This window comes from Desulfuromonas sp. AOP6 (genome assembly GCF_009731355.2).
Classification (GTDB): domain Bacteria; phylum Desulfobacterota; class Desulfuromonadia; order Desulfuromonadales; family SZUA-540; genus SZUA-540.
Map to the genome: position 1 here is coordinate 307,884 of NZ_AP022810.1, position 20,510 is coordinate 328,393.

Annotated in this window: 17 protein-coding genes; 5 read left to right on the forward strand and 12 right to left on the reverse strand. The window is 59.1% G+C overall.

Translation table 11 applies throughout. The features are described 5' to 3' along the window. Window positions 1–2 precede the first annotated feature (2 nt). Entirely contained in the window at window positions 3–2,831 is a 2,829-nt protein-coding gene (locus AOP6_RS01490; RefSeq protein WP_155874874.1) for a GPMC system transcriptional regulator, read from the reverse strand. A 226-nt stretch (window positions 2,832–3,057) separates the two neighbouring features. On the opposite strand from AOP6_RS01490, the gene AOP6_RS01495 reads away from it, so the two are divergent. The 3 genes from AOP6_RS01495 to AOP6_RS01505 are packed head-to-tail and all read left to right on the forward strand — an operon-like array spanning window position 3,058 to window position 5,962. Further along, window positions 3,058–4,539, forward strand: coding sequence for an NAD-binding protein (locus AOP6_RS01495; protein ID WP_155874875.1), 1,482 nt, complete (start codon window positions 3,058–3,060; stop codon window positions 4,537–4,539). Window positions 4,540–4,547: 8 nt separating this feature from the next. Continuing rightward, entirely contained in the window at window positions 4,548–5,705 is a 1,158-nt protein-coding gene (locus AOP6_RS01500; RefSeq protein ID WP_155874876.1) for a cation:proton antiporter, read from the forward strand. Continuing rightward, the gene (locus AOP6_RS01505) at window positions 5,702–5,962 is read left to right on the forward strand and encodes a hypothetical protein (RefSeq protein ID WP_155874877.1); all 261 of its coding nucleotides are present in this window, start codon (window positions 5,702–5,704) and stop codon (window positions 5,960–5,962) included. The genes AOP6_RS01500 and AOP6_RS01505 overlap by 4 nt, the downstream gene beginning before the upstream one ends. Before the next feature lie 448 nt (window positions 5,963–6,410). Here AOP6_RS01505 and AOP6_RS01510 read toward each other — a convergent pair whose 3' ends face one another. Next, window positions 6,411–7,652 (reverse strand): porin, encoded by a 1,242-nt coding sequence (locus AOP6_RS01510; protein ID WP_155874878.1) that lies wholly within the window; start codon window positions 7,650–7,652, stop codon window positions 6,411–6,413. A 141-nt stretch (window positions 7,653–7,793) separates the two neighbouring features. Further along, complete coding sequence (locus tag AOP6_RS01515) at window positions 7,794–8,015, reverse strand: hypothetical protein (protein WP_155874879.1); 222 nt, start codon at window positions 8,013–8,015, stop codon at window positions 7,794–7,796. A 201-nt stretch (window positions 8,016–8,216) separates the two neighbouring features. Here AOP6_RS01515 and rdgC point away from each other — a divergent pair, with 201 nt between their 5' ends. Then, complete coding sequence (gene rdgC, locus AOP6_RS01520; protein ID WP_155874880.1) at window positions 8,217–9,380, forward strand: recombination-associated protein RdgC; 1,164 nt, start codon at window positions 8,217–8,219, stop codon at window positions 9,378–9,380. Window positions 9,381–9,422: 42 nt separating this feature from the next. Then, entirely contained in the window at window positions 9,423–9,794 is a 372-nt protein-coding gene (locus AOP6_RS01525; RefSeq protein ID WP_155874881.1) for a hypothetical protein, read from the forward strand. Window positions 9,795–9,804: 10 nt separating this feature from the next. Here the strand turns inward: AOP6_RS01525 and fusA are convergent, their stop codons facing one another. The 9 genes from fusA to thiM all read right to left on the reverse strand — a co-directional run bounded on the left by fusA (window position 9,805) and on the right by thiM (window position 20,434). Then, window positions 9,805–11,874: an elongation factor G gene (fusA, locus tag AOP6_RS01530; protein ID WP_155874882.1), complete on the reverse strand. Its 2,070-nt coding sequence runs from the start codon at window positions 11,872–11,874 to the stop codon at window positions 9,805–9,807. Between the two features lie 28 nt (window positions 11,875–11,902). Continuing rightward, window positions 11,903–13,729, reverse strand: coding sequence for a TIGR04442 family protein (locus AOP6_RS01535; RefSeq protein WP_155874883.1), 1,827 nt, complete (start codon window positions 13,727–13,729; stop codon window positions 11,903–11,905). A 42-nt stretch (window positions 13,730–13,771) separates the two neighbouring features. Next, the gene (locus AOP6_RS01540; protein ID WP_155874884.1) at window positions 13,772–14,578 is read right to left on the reverse strand and encodes a GPMC system MBL fold metallohydrolase; all 807 of its coding nucleotides are present in this window, start codon (window positions 14,576–14,578) and stop codon (window positions 13,772–13,774) included. Next, the gene (locus tag AOP6_RS01545) at window positions 14,575–16,992 is read right to left on the reverse strand and encodes a methyl-accepting chemotaxis protein (RefSeq protein WP_155874885.1); all 2,418 of its coding nucleotides are present in this window, start codon (window positions 16,990–16,992) and stop codon (window positions 14,575–14,577) included. The genes AOP6_RS01540 and AOP6_RS01545 overlap by 4 nt, the downstream gene beginning before the upstream one ends. Window positions 16,993–17,207: 215 nt before the next feature. Further along, window positions 17,208–18,071 carry a chemotaxis protein CheX gene (locus AOP6_RS01550; protein ID WP_155874886.1) on the reverse strand — a complete coding sequence of 288 codons (864 nt, stop codon included), beginning with the start codon at window positions 18,069–18,071 and terminating at the stop codon, window positions 17,208–17,210. Window positions 18,072–18,122: 51 nt separating this feature from the next. Continuing rightward, on the reverse strand, window positions 18,123–18,482 hold the full coding sequence (locus AOP6_RS01555; RefSeq protein ID WP_155874887.1) for a response regulator: 360 nt from the start codon (window positions 18,480–18,482) through the stop codon (window positions 18,123–18,125). 282 nt (window positions 18,483–18,764) lie between these two features. Next, window positions 18,765–19,052 carry a HesB-like (seleno)protein gene (locus AOP6_RS15370; RefSeq protein ID WP_346015135.1) on the reverse strand — a complete coding sequence of 96 codons (288 nt, stop codon included), beginning with the start codon at window positions 19,050–19,052 and terminating at the stop codon, window positions 18,765–18,767. A 113-nt stretch (window positions 19,053–19,165) separates the two neighbouring features. Continuing rightward, window positions 19,166–19,456: an iron-sulfur cluster biosynthesis family protein gene (locus AOP6_RS15375; protein ID WP_346015136.1), complete on the reverse strand. Its 291-nt coding sequence runs from the start codon at window positions 19,454–19,456 to the stop codon at window positions 19,166–19,168. A gap of 165 nt (window positions 19,457–19,621) precedes the next feature. Next, window positions 19,622–20,434, reverse strand: a complete 813-nt coding sequence (gene thiM, locus AOP6_RS01560) for a hydroxyethylthiazole kinase (RefSeq protein ID WP_155874888.1) — start codon at window positions 20,432–20,434, stop codon at window positions 19,622–19,624. Window positions 20,435–20,510 lie beyond the last annotated feature (76 nt).

Consider the following 20,510-nt stretch of genomic DNA (forward strand, 5'->3'; position numbering starts at 1 on the left):
CCTCAGGCGATACGAATGGTTTTGTAGAGGAAGTTCTTGAACTTGTAAAAAACTTTCTGATCCTCGTCTGTGCCGTTCTTGACGTCACAGGCTTTGAGCATGGCGGCCAGCTTCGGCATGGTGGTGCCGCCCTGGGCGCGGGCGAGGTCGACCACTGCGGCCACCACATCCCGGGAGATACGGTTCTCCGAGAAGGGGATGTGCACCGCGCTCCAGAAATCCCGCTCCCCGCGGGTGATTCCTTCCAGAATCTCCTGCGCCATCTGCTCCGTCAGTTTCTCCGCCACATCCTCTCTCTCCTGGGCCTCCATCGAACTCAGCACCCTACGGATATCCTCGTCGTTGATGACATGCCCCTTGCGAAAGAAGAGAGCCCGCAGCAGGATGCTGCGCAGCTCACGGATGTTGCCGGTGTAGTGATGCTGCACCAGCAGGCCCTGGGCGCTGCGGGTCAGGGTAGGGGCATCGTCCTCTGTCTCCTCGGGCTTTTTGTAGACGCGGAAAAGCTTGCCGAGGAAGTGGGTGGCCAGGTCGGGGATGTCCTCGTGGCGCTGGTTGAGGGAAGGCACCTCGATGGTCAATTCGGTGAGGCGGTGGTAGAGATCCTCGCGGAAATGGCCTTCGCGGATAAGCTGACGCAGGTTTTTGTTGGTGGCGGCGATAAGCAGGACACGGGCGTAGCGGGTAGTGTTTTCGCCCAGGCGCACGAAGCCGCCGTTGTCGAGAAAACGCAGCAGCTGTACCTGGGTCTTGGGGTCGGCATCGCCGATCTCGTCCAGAAAGACCACGCCGCCGTGGGCTTCCTCCAGAATCCCCTTGCGGTCAGCGTGGGCACCGGTGAAGGCACCCCGTTTATGGCCGAAAAGTTCCGAGTAGGTCAGCTCGCCGCTGTAGGCGGCAATGTTGGTCTTCTTCACCGGCAGCTCTCCCTGCGGCGCCAGCTTCTCCCGGTACATCTCGTTGAGGCGGGAGAAGATGTTGTTAAAGAGGAACTCCTTGCCGCTGCCGGTGGAGCCGGTGATGAGGATGGAAGGGAGTCCCAGGGTGGCCTCCTGGATGTCGCGCTGGTGCCAGTAGGCGATGCGGTTGAAGATGGGCGGCGTGATGCGCTGGATGAAGTCGACCACCTCGTTGGCCTTGGTCGAGTTGCCGATGATGTTCCCCAGCTTGTAGGAAGAGATTTTGGGGTCCTTGTAGCCGACGTCGGTGCGCAGACGGTTGACCTCGGTGGTCAGTTTTTCGATGCGCTGCAGGTCGGACAGGTAGCGGCTGATCATGCGCTCGATGATAAGCAGCAGGCGCTTGTGTTCCTCGGTAAAGAAGTAGGGGCGCAGGCTGTCGAGACAGATAACGGCGATGACCTCGCCGTCGCTGATGACGGGGACGGCCAGCTCGCTCTTGATGGCCTCGGTGATCTCCCGGTAGAAGCCGCCGGCCAGTTTTTCCTCGGCCGTGTCCGAAACCAGGTAGGGGCGGCCCGTGTAGGCCACATGGCCGGTCAGGCTGCGCTCCCCCGGCGGCAGGTTGGTGCTGCCGACGCGAATGGGGGGTATGTTCTTCTTGAGCCACTCCTTGCTCTTGGCGCCGATGAGGCGGCCGTCGGGTTCTTCCACCACCAGCCAGCGTTCGCCGCCCTCCTCCCGCACCAGGGCGATGCTGCCGGTGGAGGCCCCGATGAGCTCCGTGGCCATGGAGAGGATGCGGTTGAGGAAAGGCTGTAGCCCTTCGAACTTTTCCTTGAGCAGGTCGTTGATCTCCGAGAGGACCTTGACCTCCATGTGCTCGTCGCCGATCTCCTGAATGACCCGTTCCGCCATCTCGGCATGGGCTTCGAGCAGGCCCGTCTCGAATTCGCTAAAACGGTAGTCCTCCTTGGTGTAGTAGTTGACCAGGCAGATGACGCGGCGGGTGTAGGGGTCGTAGCGGGGGACGACGTAGAGGGATTTCAGCCCCAGTTCCTCGGTGAGGTAACGCTTCTGCAGGGACTCGGTGGGCAGGCTGGGCAGGAAGAGGGGCTTGAGCAGGGTGTCGTCGATGATAATGCCGGCGCTGTTGATATACTGAGAGAGCAGGGACTTGCCCGGCGCCAGGCTGATGAGCTTGTCGTCTTCGTAAATGCGTTTGACATCCTTCTCCTTGGAAAAGGTCGCCAGCACCTGCAGGCCCTCTTCACCGGCGTCGGGGGCCAGCTGGGAGGGGACGAGGACCGAGGCGAGGGCGAGGCGGTCGAGCAGTTCGACGGCCGATTTCACCATGGCGAAGGCCGCCTCCTTCTTTTTCGCCTCGTCCACCCGCCGGGCCAGTACGATCTGCTGATGATATTTGCGGGCCTGGTCGATCACGGGGACGACCTGCAGCAGAAAGGTCTTCAGTCCCTCCTGTTGTTCGTCCGATGGCAGTTGCCCCTTGCGGCTGCTGTCGATACAGAGGACGCCCACGGCCCGTCCCTGGTGAACGAGGGGGAGATGATAGGAGGACTGCACACCAAAACGTTCCGCCAGTTCGAGGGCGAAAGAGTTTTCCAGGGTCGCCACGTCGCTGACCCAGGCGGCTTCCTGGGTAGAATAGACCCGGCTGACCAGCAATTCCTCGGAGTTGATGGGGAAGCCCTGCCGGCGAATGCTGCGGGCGTGGATGCCGTTGGCGGCGGCACATTTGAGGCTGCCGCTGGTCAGGTCCTCCAGATAGATGCGATAGCGGTGGTGTGGCGCGATGAGACCGATGGCCTCCATCATGACGTGCAGGATGTCTTCGAGGTTTTCCTTGCCGTAGCCGCAGATCTTTGCAGTCAGGTCGCGGACCTGGGGCGAGAGGTTGGGTGCCGTATTCATGGGTGTTGTGTCCTTCGTATGTAGGTAATGTACTCAGGCACTATACGCGCAGGCCGGGGCCTTTGTCAAAAGGTGGATTTCCTTCGATTTTTGTCAGATGAGCCTGTCAGATGAGTCTTGCCTTGTTAAAGGATAGACATTAAACTGACAGTCCTTTTTCATGAATCCCGCCGAGCTCATGCCCGGACGGGGATGACGATTTCCCGCATCCACGAGGATAGGCGATATGGCGTCCGGCAGAACTATCATCATCGGTCTGGGCAGCGTGGGCTTTCAGCTTCTGCGCCTGCTTTCGAAGGACTTTCAACTGACGTGCATCGATACCCGCCCCGACATTCTGGAGGCGGCTCGGCAACTCAAGGGCGACAGTCTGGTCACTCTGGTCGGCGATGCCACCAGCCGCCTGGTGCTGGCCGATGCCGGCGCCGCTGAAGCGGATATGGTGGTGGTCACCACCACCTCAGAAGCGATCAATATCGAGGTGGCCCGCGTCCTCTACGAGCACTTCGACGTTCCCCGGGTGGTGGCCATCGGCATCACCCAGAAGGGGATCGAGCAGCTGGAAGCCTATGACGTGGAGGTCGAAGGGCTCTTCGCTGTCAGCGCCATTGGTCTGCGCAACCGCCTCGAGGCCAAGACCAAGACGGTAACGGGCATCGGCCTCGGCAAGAACGAAATCCTCGAAGTCGAGGTACATCCCTACTCCCGTCTGGCCAACAAACCCCTTTCGTCGCTCAATCCCAAAAGCTGGCGCATCGGCATTATCTATCGCGAGGGGAATATCGTTATTCCCCGCGGCGAGACCATTTTGCGCCCCAAGGACCGCATCATTCTGCTCGGCGATCCCAAGGTGCTCAAGACCGTGGCCGACATGCTCACCTTTCGTTTCACTCTCTTTCCTCTCGAATACGGGGATACCCTGGTCGCCTACATCGGCCCCGGTGATTCGACGGACTACCTGGAGGAAATCGCCTATCTCGCCAGCGTCTACCCTTTGGAACGGGCCCTGTTTCTCTGCGGCGGTCGCAGCGAGCAGCTGGACAAGAGCCTCCAGACCATCGCCGAAAAACACCGGCTGACCGAGATGGTTATCGAAGAGGTGCCCGGCCCCGTGCAGGAGAAGACCGTCAAGGAGCTTCTGCAGAAACACGGGCGCCGCGCCGGTATCGTGGTGCTGTCGCGCCAGGCGGCGATTGGCTCCTTCTTCCGGCGCTTCGGACACGGCCGCAAGCAGTTTCTGCGCGAGCTCTCCACCCTGGTCGGCTGTCCCGTGCTCATCGCCGGCGGCACCTTCCCCTATGCCGAGGTGGCGGTGCCCTGCTACGAACCGAACGGCCTGCAGTCGGCTCTCGAGACGACCCTGGAGATGACCTCGGCCATCGACTACCGCATCAACGCGCTTTTCGTGACCCTTTCCCCCTATATTTCCTCCGAGCAGGAGACCGACGTTTTCGACGAAATGACCAAGACCGTGGCCGATCTGGGTCTGGTGTACAAGGCGAGCATTAAGAATGTCATCCTCGAAGGCAACCCCATCCGTTCCGTCGAGGAGGCGCTCGGCCGTTACAACCTGATGGTCAGCAGCATCGGCAGCTGGCGCGAAAATAGCCTGCTGGGCGAACTCTTCCGTCCCGATGTGCCCTGGCGGATCGTGCTGGCCTCCCCGGTGAGTGTCCTGCTCATCCCCCCTGTCGAGGCGCTGGCCTAGGAGAGATAATGCACGATCACCTTTTCTCCATGTTTCTGGTATTGGTCGGTGTCGCCATCATCCCTTTTCTGGCCCGGCGTTTCCGCGTGCCGTCGGCGGCCCTGGAGATCGTCTACGGGGTCCTGCTCTTCAATTTGTTGCTGGCAGGTCGGCCCGAATGGTTCGCCCTGCTCGAAGAGCTTGGCTTTATTTTTCTCATGTTCATAGCCGGTATGGAGCTCGATCTGCACCGCATCCGCAAGAGCGGCAAGACCGGCTGGTATCTGCTCATTTCTTTTCTCTCTTTCACCATTACTCCGCTGTTGTTCTGGATCGTCGGACAGCCCTTTTTTCTCGGTGTCGCCGTTGCCATGATTTCCGCCGGCATCGCCATCCCCGTTCTCAAGGAACTTGGCCTCATCAAGAGCACCTTGGGGCAGGACATCATCGGCGTCGCCCTGACGGGGGAGCTGCTCTCCATCCTCGTGCTGACCCTTATCGACGCTTTTCACAACCACGGCGCCACCTGGGGGGCGGTCATGGAAATCGGCAAGCTCTCCCTCCTTTTCGCCCTCGCCCTGCTGGCTCTCAAAGGTTTGTACCTGGTGGCCTGGTGGCATCCTGAGCGGGTCGAAAAGGTGATGGAGAGTGAGGACCCTGTCGAGGAGGGCATCCGCGTGCTGGTGACCTTCGCTTTCGCCGGCGGGCTGCTGGCCCTGGCGGCAGGGGCCGAGCCGATTCTCGGCTCCTTCCTGCTCGGGGTGGTGTTCAGCTATGTCTTCAAAAGCCGCGGACGCTTTGAAGAAAAGATCAATGCTCTTGGTTTCGGTTTTCTCATTCCCTTCTTCTTTATCGGGGTCGGCTCCCGCCTGTCTTTCGATCACCTCGCCTCCCTGGAAATCGTGGGGATCGCCCTTGGACTGACTCTCATGGTCCTGGTCAGCAACCTCTATCCCCTGCTGCTGGCCAAGCCCCTGCAAATCAGCCTGCGCGAGGCGTTCAGTATGTCCATCCTCCTTTCGGCCCCCCTGTCCATGATCGTCGTCGCCGGTACCCTGGGCGAGCGCATGGGCCTGGTTTCCCCAAGAGTACAGGGGGCACTCATCCTCACGGCCCTGCTGGCCAGCGTCATCTATCCCTCCCTTTTCCGCCTGCTGGCGCGCCGGCAGGAAATTTCGGCTGATTGACCAGCCTGCTGGCGCTAATTTCGTATTGTTTTAAACGGTGTCCGAGTGTTGGCCCTGCCTGGAATGAGGTGGAGTATTTTTTTGTTCTTTTTTGGCAAAAGGAGGCTGAGGGTGAAAACCTTTTAAACCTTAAACCGTCGGGTTCCGGCCCGACAGCCGGGTTCCTTTTCTTTGGGCGCAAAGAAAAGGAACCAAAAGAAACGCTTTTATTTCTTGTGCCTGGTGGCGGTGCTTCGTGGAGGCAGCAGCTCATTTGACACGTTGGGTACTCCGTGGCACCTGAAAGCGAAAGGCCCCATTGAGAAACAAGTTTCTCAAATGGGTTAACTTGGAGGCGCGGTTTGTTATAGGCAGGACACTGCAGTGATCTGGTTTTTTAAAACCGGTTGTGACTGGCAGCTCAGAGCAATAGGGTGCAGGGCCGGCTCAATTTAACCCGTGTGAACGAAGTGAGCCGGGGCCTTTCGCCCTTCCTTGAATCGAAGTCGAGCCGTTCTTAGTTAGCAACGAGACCCAAAAGGTGCACCAACCCCGCAAAAGAAATAAAAAAAAGCCGCTTTTTGCCTCCTTTTTGTCGGCTTGAACAAAAAGGAGGTCGCCTGCCGGGGCGAGTCCCGGCGGTCTTAACCCAACAACAAAAAAAAAGGCCGAACCCTTTACAGAGTCCGGCCCAATCCCTTCGAAAGATCGAAAGAGCAGAATGGATTAGAAAATCACCTGCGCCTGCAGCCGGAACAGGTTCTCATCGCTGTTCACACTGCGATCGTCTTCGATCATGCTGTAATCAGCCTGCACCTTGAGATTGTGCTTGTCGAAATAGTAGTTGACACCCAGGGTGGTTTCGTTCTTGTCGAACTTGGTGTAAGCCGCCGCATCGGTCGACTCAATGGCCGAGTAGCGGGCGGCCACCTCAAGCTGTTTGGGCAGAATCTGGTAGCCGGCCTGAATGTAGTAGCCATCCGCATCCCAGTCAGCACCCACTTTAGGGTCGGCGTTGAGGGTAAAGTACTCGCTGCCGAAGGTCAAGCCGCTGTATTTGGCGTGGAGGTTCAAGGTGTAGAGAGTCCAGTCGAGCTCGTCACCAAAAGTGGCGGTGAAGGTGGCCGGGTCGTTAATATCGTCGATGTTCAGGGCCTTGTCGAGGGTGTCGTTGCTGCCGTCGATCTCACCCATGTCGTTACCGCTCATGGTTTCAGTGGCGAAAGAGGCGCCGATGTTGACCAGCAGCTTCTTCTCGTTGAAGGAGGGCTCGTCCATCTTGAAGGCGCCGAGAGGGTTGATGTCGAGTCGGCCGACCAACATGTGGTTGTCATCGGGATTACTCTGGTTGGGGCCGTTGCCATTGAAGACGCCAAGACGGTACTCAAGGCGTTTGTCCATGAACTGGCCGGAAGCCTGCAGGCCGAGGTCGTAGCCGAGGTTGAAAGTTTCGTTGGCCAGGGAGCGGTCGACGAAGAGCTGGCTGCCGGAAGAAGTCAGTTCCTGACGGCCCTGGGCGGGCTTGAACTGGCCGACAGTGAGGCTGAAGGGATTGGCGACCTTGTACGTAAAATAGGCGTCTTCGAGGACCGAGTCGCCACCGCCGAAATTCTGCTGCCACTTATAGGTGAGGTTTTTGGAAAAGACATTGCCCTGTAGCCAGAACTTCATGCGGCGGATGCGGAAGTTGCTCTCGGTATCCTCGGCACCGTCGTCGTCCAGGTTCTCGTAGCGGGCCTGCAGGCGTCCCCCAACCTGGGCTTTGTAGCGGCCGTCCTCGGTCTGTACCGTGATGCCTTTGCCAGGTTGGTAGGTGGTCAGGTCGCTATGTTTGGTCGCTTCTTTGTAATCTTCTTCAGTGATGACACCCTTGTCCTTGAGAATCTCTTCAAGGGTTTTGGCCTGGACGTTGCTGCAGATGCCGAACATGGCCGTAGCCATAAGGGCCGTGGTCAGAAAGCGCTTCATTTTTTTCCTCCTGATGCTGTTTCATAGGGATGATGATTGCTGCCCCGGCGGGGCATGACAAATAGACGTGGAAAAACGTTGAGAAGTTCCCCTCCTTTCCTCATGACAAATAGTATGTCGAAACTGCTTTGCCGCCGGATATCAGCGTGAACTGACGTCGACAGCGGGCGTATAGCAAAAAGCGCGGCTCTGCCGCAGCATCCTGGCCAGGAAGATGCCACAGAGATCGTAGTCCTCGGTTTCACAGAGGCGGCGGCGGTCCCCGTTGATGGGCAGGCCGTTAAAGGCGGCCAGGCAACGGGCGGGCCCAGTGCCGAGGTGCGGGCACTGTTGCTGGGACGGCTGAATAGATGTCAGGTTCATATGAGGCTCCTGTGTCGTTGACAATGTGAGGGAACCTTAGGGGGGGGATGTTGGATTTCTGTTGGCAATCGATTAGAATTCTGTGAGACCGTCAGTTTTTAAAAGAGGTCTCTCCCCGGGCGTTTTCCCTTGCCGCCCGCGGTTAAAAAGTGTACCCCTAGGGGCCTGAACGTCAACCGTCTTTCGCATCAAGGAGACCCCATGGGAATTTTGTCCAACACCGTCAGCATCTGCCAGTTTCAGGTCATCGGAGAGACGTCGACGGATGATTTTTTTGCCTGGGCCGGCGAGTGCCTGGCCGCCAACGCCTTTCACCCTATCGAGCAGACGAGCGAAGAGCTCTCCGTCGGCTGGGTGCATCTCGCTGACCCCAAAGAGCAGGATTTTTCGCTGCCGCAGGTCTGTCGCCGTGACCATTATCTGATCTTCAGCCTGCGACGCGATCAGCGCCGGGTGCCTGCAGCGCTCATGCGGGCCCACCTGGAGCAGGCCCAGAACGACTTCCTCAGCGCCCATCCCGGTCAGCAGCGGGTGGGAAAACAGAAGAAGGAAGAGCTGCGCGAGGCAGTGCGCGGAGCGCTCTTGGCCCGCACGCTGCCCATCCCGGCCGTTTACGACGCGGTCTGGGACACCCGCAGCAACCTGCTCACCTTCACCAGCCTCAGCCCCAAGGTGACGGAGCTTTTTGAAGGCCTGTTCAAACAGACCTTCACAGGGCTGCGCCTAGTCGCCCTGCATCCCATGGCGCGGGCGGCGCGGGTCGTGCCGGCAACGCTGCAGCCCGCCCTCCAGCAGGCAAACCGAGCCACCACCGAGGCCGTGCTTGAGCAGATTCAGCAGAACGCCTGGCTGGGGAGCGACTTTCTGCTCTGGCTGCTCTACCAGACCCTGGAGAGTCCTTCCACCTATCAGGTGAAGCAGCCTGGGATAGCGGCCGAGGGAGAATCCTTTGTCGCCACCCTCAACGACCGTCTGGTGCTCCTCGGTGGCATCGAGGGGGGATTACAGAAGATCACTGTGGCCGGCCCCCAGGACCATTTCGGCGAGGTGCGCGCCGCCCTGCAGCACGGCAAGCAGATCATCGAAGCTAATCTCACCATGGAAAAACAGGAACACGCCTGGAAGATGACCTTCAAGGGGGGCCTCTTTCATTTTGCCGGCTACAAGGCGCCGGCGGTCAAGCTGGAAAAGGATGCCATTACTGATGCCGCCAGCGAAAAAGAGGCCCTCTTCTACGAGCGCATGGCTGTGCTGGAAGAAGGACTGCAGCTCTTCGACAGCCTGCTGTCCACCTTTCTGGAGCAGCGCTTGCGGGATTGGTCCGTGGTTGAAAAAGATATCACCGGGTGGCTGGAGCAAGCCTAGATGGGCTGAGCTGAGGTGAGTTGCTGGTCGAAGGGGGGAGCTATGGGAGAGTACGAGCCGGGAGGGAAGCTGGAAAGGCGCCGCAAGCGTGACCTTGTATGGCGGGCGGCCCGTTGGCTGGCGGTGGCGGGGTGGGCTGCCATGGTGGCGGCGGTGCTGTTGCTGGCGCAGGCCAAACCGCCGACCGAGACTTTTTTCGACCGCTACTTCGGTGTTCCTCTGCGTTCCTGGTGGGATACCTCGCTGACCCCCTATATTCTTTACTTCATGATTCTTGGTCTGGCGGTCAGCCTGGCCGGTCTTCTCTTCAATTTCCTGCGCAGCCGCCGTCGGGATGACGAATTCCTGGTGTCACTGGCCCTGCTGGCCGGCTTTTCGGTGCTGGGACTTATTCTCCATCTGCGTTATTTCTAAGTGCCTAGTGTCAGCCGAGCCCGAAGCGCTGCTGAGCCTCGGCTGGTGCCTCCTCGAAGCGGGAGAACTCCATGGTGAAGGTGCCTCGGCCCTTGGTGGCGCTGCGCAGTTCGGTCATGTAGCCGAACATCTCGGCCAGAGGCACCTGGGCCTGTACCACTTCGACGTCGCCGCGGGAGGTCATGCCTTCGATGCGGCCCCGCTTCTGCTGCAGAGTACCGAAAACCTTGCCGGCATATTCAGAAGGTACCGTCAGTTCGAGGGCCATAAGCGGTTCCAGCAGCATGACGCCCGCATCGCGGCCGGCCAGCGCCAGGCCTCTTTGTGCGGCGGCCTGCAGGCCCAGTGGTGTGGTCAGGTTGGCAATGTAGGGGGTTTCCACGACCACGACTTCGAGGTCGGTGAGGGGATAGCCCGTGCGAAGACCGGCGGCACAGCTCTGTTTCAGGCTGTCCAGCAGCAGTTGGCGCAGCTCCGTGGGCAGGGGCCAGTTTTCCTCCGCCGGCAGCGTAAAACGTAGCCCGGCGCCGCGTTCCAGTGGCTGTAGCCGCAGGAGAATCTCCCCCCGTTGCAGTTTGCCGTCCACTTCCCGCTCAAAAATTTCCCGCCGTTCTATAACTTTCTTCAGTGTTTCCCGGTAGACCACCTGGGGGCGTCCGGTTTTGACCTGCACCCCGAAATCCCGCTTGAGCCTTTCCGACAGCACTTCCAGGTGCAGTTCCCCCATGCCGGTGAGGATGGTCTGCCCAGTTTCGGCATCCTCACGCACACGGAAAGTGGGGTCTTCCCATTGCAGCTTGGCCAGGCTGGGGAAGAGCTTTTCCCGGTCATCCAGACCATGAGGTTCCACTGCCAGAGAGACAACCGGTTCGGGGATGGAGAGGCCGGCCAGCAGCAGGGGATGCGCCGGATCGCACAGGGTGTCGCCGGTGAGGGCGTCCTTCAGGCCGGTAACTGCGACGATGTCGCCGGCCTGGGCGCTGTCCAGGCGCTCGCGCTTGTGGGCGTGCATGCGAAAGAGGCGGGCCACCTTCTCCGACCTGTGACGGCTGCTGTTGAACAGGGTGTCACCCGGTTTCAGCGTGCCTGCGTAGAGCCGTAGATAGGTGAGTTTGCGCCCCTCATCGGCGAGGACTTTGAAGGCCAGCGCGCAGAGCGGGGCCTTGGGGTCGCAGGAGACCGTGCTGGACTCCTCGGGGTTCTCAGGATGGTGCGCCAAAGCCGGCGGCGCCTCAAGAGGAGAGGGGAGGAGCTGACCCACGGCGTCGAGCAGCGGCTGGATGCCCTTGTTGCGCAGGGCGCTGCCGAGAAAGACGGGGAACAGGCGCCCGCTCAGGGTGCCCTGGCGCAGGGCCGCGGTGAGGCGCTCGGCAGGGACGGGCTGGCCATCGAGAAAATCGGCCAGAATGGTGTCGTCGAAATCGGCCGCGGCCTCGACGATTTTTTCCCGCGCCGCCGCCACCTCCGCCGTCATTTCGGCGGGGACGGGCGTTTCCTCGACGGTGCACCCCTGATCCTTTTCCGAGAAGGTCAAAAGACGGTCGCCCAGAATGTCGATGACCCCGTGAAATTCTCCTTCAAAACCGAGGGGGAGCTGCAGCAGCACGGTCCTGGCGGCCAGCTGTTTCTCCATCTGCGCCAGCACCTGCCGGTAGTCGGCGCCGATGCGGTCCATCTTGTTGATAAGACAGATGCGGGGGACGTGGTAGCGGTTGGCCTGTCGCCACACCGATTCGCTTTGGGGCTGTACCCCCTCGACGGCGCTGAAGATGGCCAGGGCGCCGTCGAGCGCGCGCAGGGAGCGCTCGACTTCGATGGTGAAGTCGATATGGCCGGGAGTGTCGATGAGGTTGATCCACAGGTCTTTCCAGTGGCAGGTGGTGCTGGTGGCGGTGATGGTGATGCCCCGCTCCTGCTCCTGATCCATCCAGTCCATGCTGGCGGCGCCCTCATGAACTTCACCCATCTTGTGGATTTCGCCGGTGTAGAAGAGAATGCGTTCCGACACCGTGGTCTTGCCGGCGTCGATATGGGAGATGATGCCGAGGTTGCGTATTGAGGAAAGGTGCGGTGTGTTCATGAGCCCCCCGTCGGCAGGCTCTACCCGATCAGCCGTTCAGGCCCTTGCGGATCTGATAGAGGTCCTCCATGTCCAGATTGTTCAGCTCGAAGTATTCCCGCTCCAGTTCTTCCACATAGAAGCGGTCCAGCCCGCTGTTGTCAAGAAAGTCCTCCCGCAGGGCCGCATCCCGGGTGGAGATGATGCCCGGCAGCAGATTGTGCAGGTAGATGGCTTCCTTCTTGATGTTGACGACGACATCGTGAAAGAGATCCTCCGGGATATCATCCGTGATCAGCCCCTTGTTGTGCAGCTCCTCCGTGATTTCCCCGCGCAGCGTTTCCTGCTCGGCCCGCGTGTTGTAGCGTGAATAGAAGTTGCGGATGCGCTCCTTGACGTGGGCCAGCAGTATGCCGTAAAGGCTTTCCTGGTCAGCAATGTCCGTCAGGCGGTGCTGCAGGGCTTTCACCGTCAGGCGCCCCTCCTCGATGGCCGCCAGCCCTTCCTGCAAACAGAGAATTTTTTTGCGGCCGAACTGTCCGAGATATTTGTTGTCCAGAATGCCCTTGAAGAAAAGCTCGGTGAACAGGGCCTGGTTCAATTCGGCGAAGGCCTTTTTGTCCCCCAGCAGACTGCGGATGGCGGCTTCGGACAGAGTGACGTTCTCCATGAAAGAGAGCTCGTTGATGTTGGCCGAAGCGTTGTCGTAGCGGTCGAAGTAGGTGACGATATAGGAAAAGCTTTCGAGCAGAGAGGTGTCGGCGCCGTCGCGGGTCTTTTCGTCGCAGGCCTTTCCCGTTTCCAGCAGAATCTGTTCAAAGGTATGGTCGCGGTTTTCGCTGGCCTTCCTTTTGGCCTGCAGCAGATTGACCATGTCCAGGGTGTCGATGCTGGCGTCGATCTGCTGCTCCTGAAAAAAGATACCTTCGAGAATCTGGCGGGTGGCGGAGATGTAGTCCTGTTCGTTGAGGTCGACGAGCTTGTCGTGCTTGAGCATGCCGTCGAGGGTATAGAAAAGGGCCTCGGGGATCTTGTTGCGGACCGAAAGGGTTTTGAGACGGGTCAGGCGGGCGTTCTCCAGGGTGTTGATCGTCCCCTTGCGATTGCAGTCGATAAGGATATTGCGGTATTCGTCAACGATCCGGCGGTTGCCGGGGCTCTTGTACATGACGTCGATGCGGATGCGCTCCTGCTGGTAGCGATCGATGCCCAGTTCTGCCGCCATGGCCTGCAAACGGTCGAACTCCGAGTCTGGGATGGAGCGGTAACTCTCGTAGAGATCGCTGAAGGCGTCGTGGTAGATCCGGTGTTTCTTGTGGATCAACTTGAGGAGATAGAGAGTACTGCGATGGCCAAGCAGGCCAAAGATTTCGTCGACGAGAAAGGCGTCATCCCCTTCGCCGACATGGCTGCTGCGCTTGAGCAGTTTGCCGAGCAGACGCACGAGGCTTTCCTGCTGCTCGCGCAGAGAACCGGAGACAGAACCGCTGAGGAAGAAGAAATAATTGTGGACGGCATTGCCTTCAAAAAAGACGCGCTCGTAACTCTGGCTGCCTTCGGTGTGGCTGGTGAATTTGAGAGAGCCGTCCCCTTCGTTGGTGGCGCCGTAGAGCACCAGGCGATTACGGATGTCGCCTTTGACCAGGTCGGCCATAGGCTGGTCGACACCGAACATATACTCGCAGAAAGAGCCACCATTGCCCTGATGGATGATCTGTTTATCATCCAGTACAATCTCGTTTCCCGGTGAGAAGATACGCAGACCTTCCGAGGTGTTCTCAAAGAAATAGGAGCGGTAGGCCTGCCGGGACGCAACCGTGGCAAAATATTCAATGCTGTCGTTGATGTGTCCGTGCAGTCGGATTTCCTGATGCATACCCGTTCCGATCTAAAAAGAATTCAACCCATTAAAGCGCAATCAGTGGGCCGATGCAAGCGTGCTCCCAGACAAAACGAGGTTGAGGCGCAGGCCGTCGTAGGCAAATTCGGTCCCCGCCGGCAGGCTGGCGCTGTCGCGGATATGCTCCACATCGTGGCTCAGGTGGGTGAGCAGGGTTCGTCTGGCGCCGAGGCGCGCAGCGGCTGCAAGCGCTTGGGGAATATTGAAATGCGTGCCATGCGGACGGAAGCGAAGGGCGTCGATAATGAGGACTTCGATGCCGGCCAGCAGTTCTTCCGTGGCTGCCGGGATGTTATGACAGTCGGTGAGATAGGCCAGTGGGCCGATGCGATAGCCCAGCGATTCACCCTGCCCGTGGCGTAGTGGCAGCGGTGTGACGAGATGACCAAAGAGCTCGAAGGGGCCGTGTATTTCGCGGGGCAGCAAACGGGGCCGATAGCCGGGTTCCGGATTGTCGTCGAAGATGTAGCTGAAAGAGCGGCGCAGTCTGCCCAGACAGGCAGGCGAGCCATAGATGGGGAGGGGTTCGCCTGACAGGCTGTTGAAGGGACGCAGATCATCAATACCGTTGACATGGTCGGCGTGGGTGTGTGTGAAGAGGACCGCATCGATCTGGGCGAGTTTTTCGCGCAGAACCTGCTGCCGGAGGTCGGTGGCGGTGTCGATGAGCACGTTCTTGTCGCCGTAGGAAAGCAGGGCGCTGCAGCGGGTCCGCGTGTTGCGGGGGTCGTGGGAACGGCACACCTCACACTGGCAGCCGGGAACGGGGACTCCGGAGCTGGTTCCCGACCCGAGAATGGTGAAGGTGAGGTCGACCGGACTCATGCCTTGAACTCACCTGTTTCGCTCTTGAGGTAGGCCATCTGCTCGGAGAGGGATTCGACGATGGCGTCCAGTTCGGCGGTGCGGTCGGCATTTTTCTCGGCAATGCGTCGGATGTCGGCTACGGCTTCCACCACCTGTCGGCTGCGGCTGGTCTGCTCCCGGGTGGCCGCATCGATGCGCTCGATCATGTCGCGGATGGTCTCCATGCCGGTGTTGATCTGCCGACTTCCCTTGGCCTGCTCCGAAGTGGCGTATTTACCCTGCAGGGCAATTTCCTTCATGGCCTCGGAGGCCTTGACCAGCTGTTTGCTGCCGGTAGACTGCTGGTCAACCGCCGTGGCAATCTGGTGAAGCATGGACGAAATCTGGTTGATCGAGGAGGTGATCTGATGGCTGCCCTTGGACTGTTCCTGCGTAGCCCGCACAATCCCGCGCACCTGCTCCATGGCCCTGGTGGTACTGAGGCGGATTTTTTCCAGCGCCTCGCTGGAGGTTCGGGAGCGGCCCACTTCTTCATGAACGCGTTGGCTGCCGGCCTGAATGGCCTGCACGGCCTCAGCTGTTCCCTGCTGCAGGTTGGTGATGATGCCGCCGATTTCCCGGGTGGAGACAGCCGTGCGGTCAGCCAGCTCGCGGATCTCGTCCGCGACCACGGCAAAGCCTTTGCCGTGCTCCCCGGCCTGGGCGGCAATGATGGCGGCGTTGAGGGCCAGCAGGCTGGTCTGGTCAGCGATCTCGTCGATGACGGTGAGAATGCGGCCGATGGCTTTGGACTGACTCCCCAGTTCTTCGATGGCTTCCCCGGCCCGGTCGACCGTCTGTCGTATGGCACCTATGCCATCGATGGTTGCGTCGACGGCTTCCTTGCCCCGCTGGGCGTCGAGGGTGGCCTCTTCGGCCAGGCGGCTGGTCTGCTCGGCATTTTCATCAATTTCCTTGATGGAGGCATCCAGCTCGGTGATGGACGACGCCGTCACTTCCGTGGAAGAGGACAGCATGTCAAGACTTTCGTTAATCTGCTGGTTTGAAACGGACATTTCATGGATAGAAGAGGAAACCTCCTCCACGGTGGTAAAAAGGGTTTCCATCTGCGTGGCAATCTGTTCGATGGTGGCGCTCAGCTCCAGGGTGGCGGAAGAGCTGCCTTCGACCCCGTCCACCAGGCTGCCGGTACTTTCGGCGATGCCGGCGATGGACTCATCGAAAGACTGGATGGCCCGGTGGGATTCGTCCAGGGAATGAGCCTGGTTGACCGCATCTTCGCGGACTTGACGACTGGACTGCTGGATCTTGGTCGTGGCGTCGGCCAGGCCGTTGGCCACCTCGCGGGTACGGCGTACCATCTGGGCCAGCCGGTCGACAAAATGATTAAAGGACGTCGCCAGCTCGCCAACCTCGTCCTGGCTGGTGACTTTCAGGTGGCGGGTAAGGTCCCCCTCGCCTTCGGATATCTCGCGCAGGCTCTGCACCAGTTGTCGCAGGGGGCGGACGATATTGTTGGAAAGACTTCTGCCGATGAGGGCGGCCAGGAGGGCCGCTATAGCCAGAATGGCGAGTAGAATGAAGTTGGTGCGGGATTTGGCCTCGAACATGGAAGAGCTGTCCAAGGCCATGATGACGCCGCGTTTGGCGCCGCCGAAGGTGTTGATAAAAAGGGCATGCGGTGTGCCGTCTATGGTGCGGTAGCGTACCCGTTTAGGAATGACCTCCTGCGCATCGAACTGCTGCAGCTCGGCTTCCGTCGGCGCGAAAATGCGGGGATCAATCTCCCGGAGCCCCTCCAAGGTGGCCGAAAAAATACCCTTTTCATCAAAGAAGGCCACTTCGGCGTCGCTTAGGGACCTGATCTTCTTTGCATAGTGGTCATCGAGAAAGACCACACCAATAAGATGACCGAGGGGCGCTCCCGCCAGCTGTACAGGGCCGGCTGCCACGATGGCCAGACGGTCGTCAAAAAGCTGAATGCCCACCAGGGTGTCTCCTTCGAAGCTGCCTCTGATGATCGGATGGTCCCTTCGGTCGCCCGGGGTCTGGTCGGTGTCGCTCCCCTGACGCAGGAGAAGCTGTCCCTCCGCATCGAGGACTTCAATCAGATCAAAGTCAAATCGGTCCAGCGTCTCATTCAAAGCGCTATCCAGCTGTGCGGTATTGCCGGAAAAACCGGCAGAATAGACGGCATTGACCATGAGAGGATTTTGTGCCAGCAGTCTGATGTAATTGGCTTTTTCCGCTTGGGAATAGGTGGTGCTCCGCTCAACAAAGCCCGAGACCACCTTGGCGCGGGATTGCATGTTCTTTTCAAGTTGCTGATTGTTGAGGCGGGCCGTAAAGGCAAGGGCTACGGCCACGGGAATAATGGCAAAAGCCAGCAGCGCAAGCAGGATTTTCCAGCGCAGGTTCAGCGATGAGAACATAGGGGCACCCCGGGCGAGGATTGGTGAAGCGGAAAAAACGAATCCGGCAGCCGGTCAGGCTGCCGGGTCGTCTGAGGGTTGAAATTTAGCACTTTCAGGATAGCCTGGCAACAAGTAATACGGCTAAGCTGTTGATCTGGCGTTATAGTTGTGGTCCACGGCAGGCTGGTTTGGCGACGGGCGAAGACGAGCGGCCGCTGGAGTCAGCCTGTTGTTCAGTCCATGATAAGAACCTGCAGCACCACGGTATCGCCGCCGGCTAGAGCCATGGGGAAGCGCAGGCCGTAAGGTTCGTTGGGTGGCATCTGCAGCTGACTGCCGGAAAGGATCTCGGGCGGATGGATATCCAGCGGCTTGCCCATCTGGGCCGCTTTGGCGGCAATGTTTCCGCAGACGATGTTGATGAACTCCATGACGGAATCGAGCAGCACCTCTTCGGATTCGTTGTCGACCTCTTCCTCTTTGAGAATGGCCCGGGCCAGAATTTTCTGGACTTCTGCCGACACCGCCAGAATGTAGCGGCCGCTGGCCGCGCCGGAAAAGGCCATGGCAGCGACCACATCGGCCTGTGGCAGCTCTTTGCTTTCAAGGCAGTTGTCCGGACGCAGAGCGATATTGCCTACCCGTGCCAGCATCTTGAAGGAGAGGTCCGCCATGATCTCCAGCAGGGGACGGTGGGGCAGCGCCGCCGGGATGGCGACCGCATCGGCGGCGTAGGGAGCCTGATCGGCCTTGAAAGCCTCCAGATAGCCTTCCAGGTCCGTTTCTTTGAGGCCGCCGACGCGAACAAGTGCCTCGCCCAGGTACAGATGACCGTTTTTCTGGCGCGTCAGGATCTGCTGCATCTGCTCTGGCGAGATCAGGCCGAGTTTGAGCGCCATGTCGCCGAAACGCAGGTCTTCCGAACGCTGGGCGTCATGGATCTTTTCCACCTGGGTTTCCGTGAGAAAACCCATGACCATGGCGATTTCACCGAATTTCAGATTGGTGGCTTCCTGCATCTCGATGGCTTTGAGCAGGTCCTCCCGTGTGATGGCCCCTTTTTCCATGAGGAACTGGCCGAAAAATTTTACCGCCATTGTGAACTCCTTGGCTTGAGATGGAAATGTGGTAATGGCCGATGTAAAGGATCAGAGGGCCTGCAGTACGCGCAGGACGCTCTCTTCGTTGAAAGGCTTGGAGATGACCTCGCGCGCCCCCAGCTTCAGGGCTTCCTGGTATTTATCCCCAACGCCGCCGAGGGAGGTGACCATGACGACTTTGTAGCCGCGATTCATGGCCACCAGGGTGCGCAGGGCCGTGAGCCCATCCATGACCGGCATGTTCATATCCATGCAGATGATCTCCGGGTTTTCGGTCTGACTCATGCGGATGGCTTCCGCTCCATTTTTGGCATGACCGACCACCTGGAACGCGCCCGAGCCGGTGATTATCTTTTCCAGCTGGCGGGCCACGGAAATGCTGTCATCCACAATCAAGACACGTTTCATTAGATGTACCTCCGTTGGCATAGTATGGAAGAGGGAATGATGAATATTGGCAGAGCCCTGAACTCCCCACCATGCACAGATCGTGCAAATTTCGACCGCGGAAACATAAAAAGAGATTAAGGTATAGAAGCCTTTGAAATCAAGATTATTAATGGTGCGGGTGATTTGAGTTAAAAGGGCAGGCGCGTATCTACTGTCGGGCCAGTGTGCCAGGTTACATAATTGGGAAATAAAAAAAGGCAGATCTTATCGACCTGCCTTTTCAAACGGGATAGGGGAAGCTCAGCAGCATCCGCCTTTTTCAGGAAGGATCGTGAACCCTTCTCCCATGGCGTTTTTGACGTAGTCTACGGTATGCCGGCGGGAGAGACTGCTGACCGATTCATCCATCAGCACGTCGAGCCCGTTGATCTTGCTGACCTCTTCATTCTCTTTAAGCTCATCCAGAGCCAGGCCCAGGCTGGGCCCGCCTCAGCCAAAACCTTGAATGACAACCCGCAGCATTTTGCCGGGGTTCTCCTGGAGCACCTTCTCCAGGACGTCCTTAGCCGAATCGGTGATGTCGATCATCTCTTACTCCTTGGTGTTGGGGTTGCTACTGCCCCATGACTAATATGTCGTTCGTCTAATGTCAAATATGAATTATTTAATATTTGTGGGCTGTCCGCGTCTTGGCCCAGGGGTCAGGCGCAGTGCTCTTGGCCGTAAATCGCTCTGACCACGAAACCTTTTCCAGTGCGGTTGTTGATATAGTCGATGACCTGGGCCTCGGCAAAGGGTTTGACGTTTTCATCTATCAGCACCTCGAGTCCACTGATCTGGCTGATTTCTTCCTTGTCTCTCGGCTCATCCAGAGCCAGCCCCAGTCGGGGCCCGCCTCAGCCAAAGCCATCGAAGGTGACGCGAAGATACTTGCCCGGGTTGTTGAGCAGAATGTTTGTCAGTTTGTCTTGCGCCTTCTCGGTAATGGTCATTGGAAACCTCCGGAAGAGTTGAAAAGAAATATATATGGAAAAATATATAAGTGGAGGGGTGTTTGTCAAGGGAAAATATCGACAAAGCGGGGAGTTAGACGATAATTCCCGAAAAGATTTAAGTGTCGCGGGGAGTCAAGCTGATGGCGGGGGTGGCCAGCCGGGCTAAGAGGTCTGCTCCACCAGCAACCCCTCCTCAATCTCCCGGGGACCGGTGGTGTAGAGCGCATCGACAAAGGCGGTGAAGAAGCTGCCGGGTGCCTGGGCCGTGCGCCAGGCCAAGTCGCCGCAGAGGCCGTAAAAGGCGGTGGCGGCGGCGCTGGCCTTGAGCCGATCGTCGCTCTCCACGGCACAAAAGGCGGCGGTGACCGCCGACAGGCCGCAGCCCAGGCCGGTGACCCGGGTCATGATGGGCTGGCCGTTGCTGACGCGGAAGGTGCGTTCGCCGTCGGTGATGAGATCCTTTTCGCCGGAGATGGAGAGGATGCAGCCGGTTTCGCGGGCCAGGGTGCGGGCGGCTTCGGCCACTTCAGGTGAGAGGGCGAGGGAGGAATCGACGCCCTTGGTGCGCACCTCGGCGTCGGCGAGGGAAAAGATCTCAGAGGCGTTGCCGCGCAGCACACTGACGGTGGCGTGATTCAGGATTTTCTTCACCGTGCCGGTGCGCAGGGAGGTGGCGCCGGCACCCACCGGGTCAAGGATGATGGGAATGTGATGATGGTTGGCGGTTTCGGCGGCCAGCAGCATGGATTCGACCCAGGCATCCTCCAGGGTGCCGATGTTCAGCACCAGGGCGCCGGCCAGGGCGGTCATCTCCTTGATCTCCTGCGGGCAGTGGGCCATAACGGGGGAGGCCCCGAGAGCCAGCAGAATATTCGCCGATGAATTCATCACCACAAAGTTGGTGATGTTGTGGATGAGGGGAGCGTTTTTTTTCACCCGGTCAAGCCGGTCAATGGTGTATGCTTTCATGTCCATGGGGCCAAAGCTCCTTGCTGATTCTCAGGAATGAGATGATGTACCTGCAGAAAATTACCATAAAACAAGTGGAAAG

What these genes read in the sequence shown, in the direction of transcription:
- AOP6_RS01550 (WP_155874886.1), bottom strand. Translation starts at nt 18,071, where the DNA reads ATGGCGGTAAAATTTTTCGGCCAGTTCCTCATGGAAAAAGGGGCCATC.
- AOP6_RS01495 (WP_155874875.1), top strand. Translation starts at nt 3,058, where the DNA reads ATGGCGTCCGGCAGAACTATCATCATCGGTCTGGGCAGCGTGGGCTTT.
- AOP6_RS01525 (WP_155874881.1), top strand. Translation starts at nt 9,423, where the DNA reads ATGGGAGAGTACGAGCCGGGAGGGAAGCTGGAAAGGCGCCGCAAGCGT.
- AOP6_RS01500 (WP_155874876.1), top strand. Translation starts at nt 4,548, where the DNA reads ATGCACGATCACCTTTTCTCCATGTTTCTGGTATTGGTCGGTGTCGCC.
- rdgC (WP_155874880.1), top strand. Translation starts at nt 8,217, where the DNA reads ATGGGAATTTTGTCCAACACCGTCAGCATCTGCCAGTTTCAGGTCATC.
- AOP6_RS01540 (WP_155874884.1), bottom strand. Translation starts at nt 14,578, where the DNA reads ATGAGTCCGGTCGACCTCACCTTCACCATTCTCGGGTCGGGAACCAGC.
- AOP6_RS01515 (WP_155874879.1), bottom strand. Translation starts at nt 8,015, where the DNA reads ATGAACCTGACATCTATTCAGCCGTCCCAGCAACAGTGCCCGCACCTC.
- thiM (WP_155874888.1), bottom strand. Translation starts at nt 20,434, where the DNA reads ATGGACATGAAAGCATACACCATTGACCGGCTTGACCGGGTGAAAAAA.
- fusA (WP_155874882.1), bottom strand. Translation starts at nt 11,874, where the DNA reads ATGAACACACCGCACCTTTCCTCAATACGCAACCTCGGCATCATCTCC.
- AOP6_RS01510 (WP_155874878.1), bottom strand. Translation starts at nt 7,652, where the DNA reads ATGAAGCGCTTTCTGACCACGGCCCTTATGGCTACGGCCATGTTCGGC.
- AOP6_RS01555 (WP_155874887.1), bottom strand. Translation starts at nt 18,482, where the DNA reads ATGAAACGTGTCTTGATTGTGGATGACAGCATTTCCGTGGCCCGCCAG.
- AOP6_RS01535 (WP_155874883.1), bottom strand. Translation starts at nt 13,729, where the DNA reads ATGCATCAGGAAATCCGACTGCACGGACACATCAACGACAGCATTGAA.
- AOP6_RS01545 (WP_155874885.1), bottom strand. Translation starts at nt 16,992, where the DNA reads ATGTTCTCATCGCTGAACCTGCGCTGGAAAATCCTGCTTGCGCTGCTG.
- AOP6_RS01490 (WP_155874874.1), bottom strand. Translation starts at nt 2,831, where the DNA reads ATGAATACGGCACCCAACCTCTCGCCCCAGGTCCGCGACCTGACTGCA.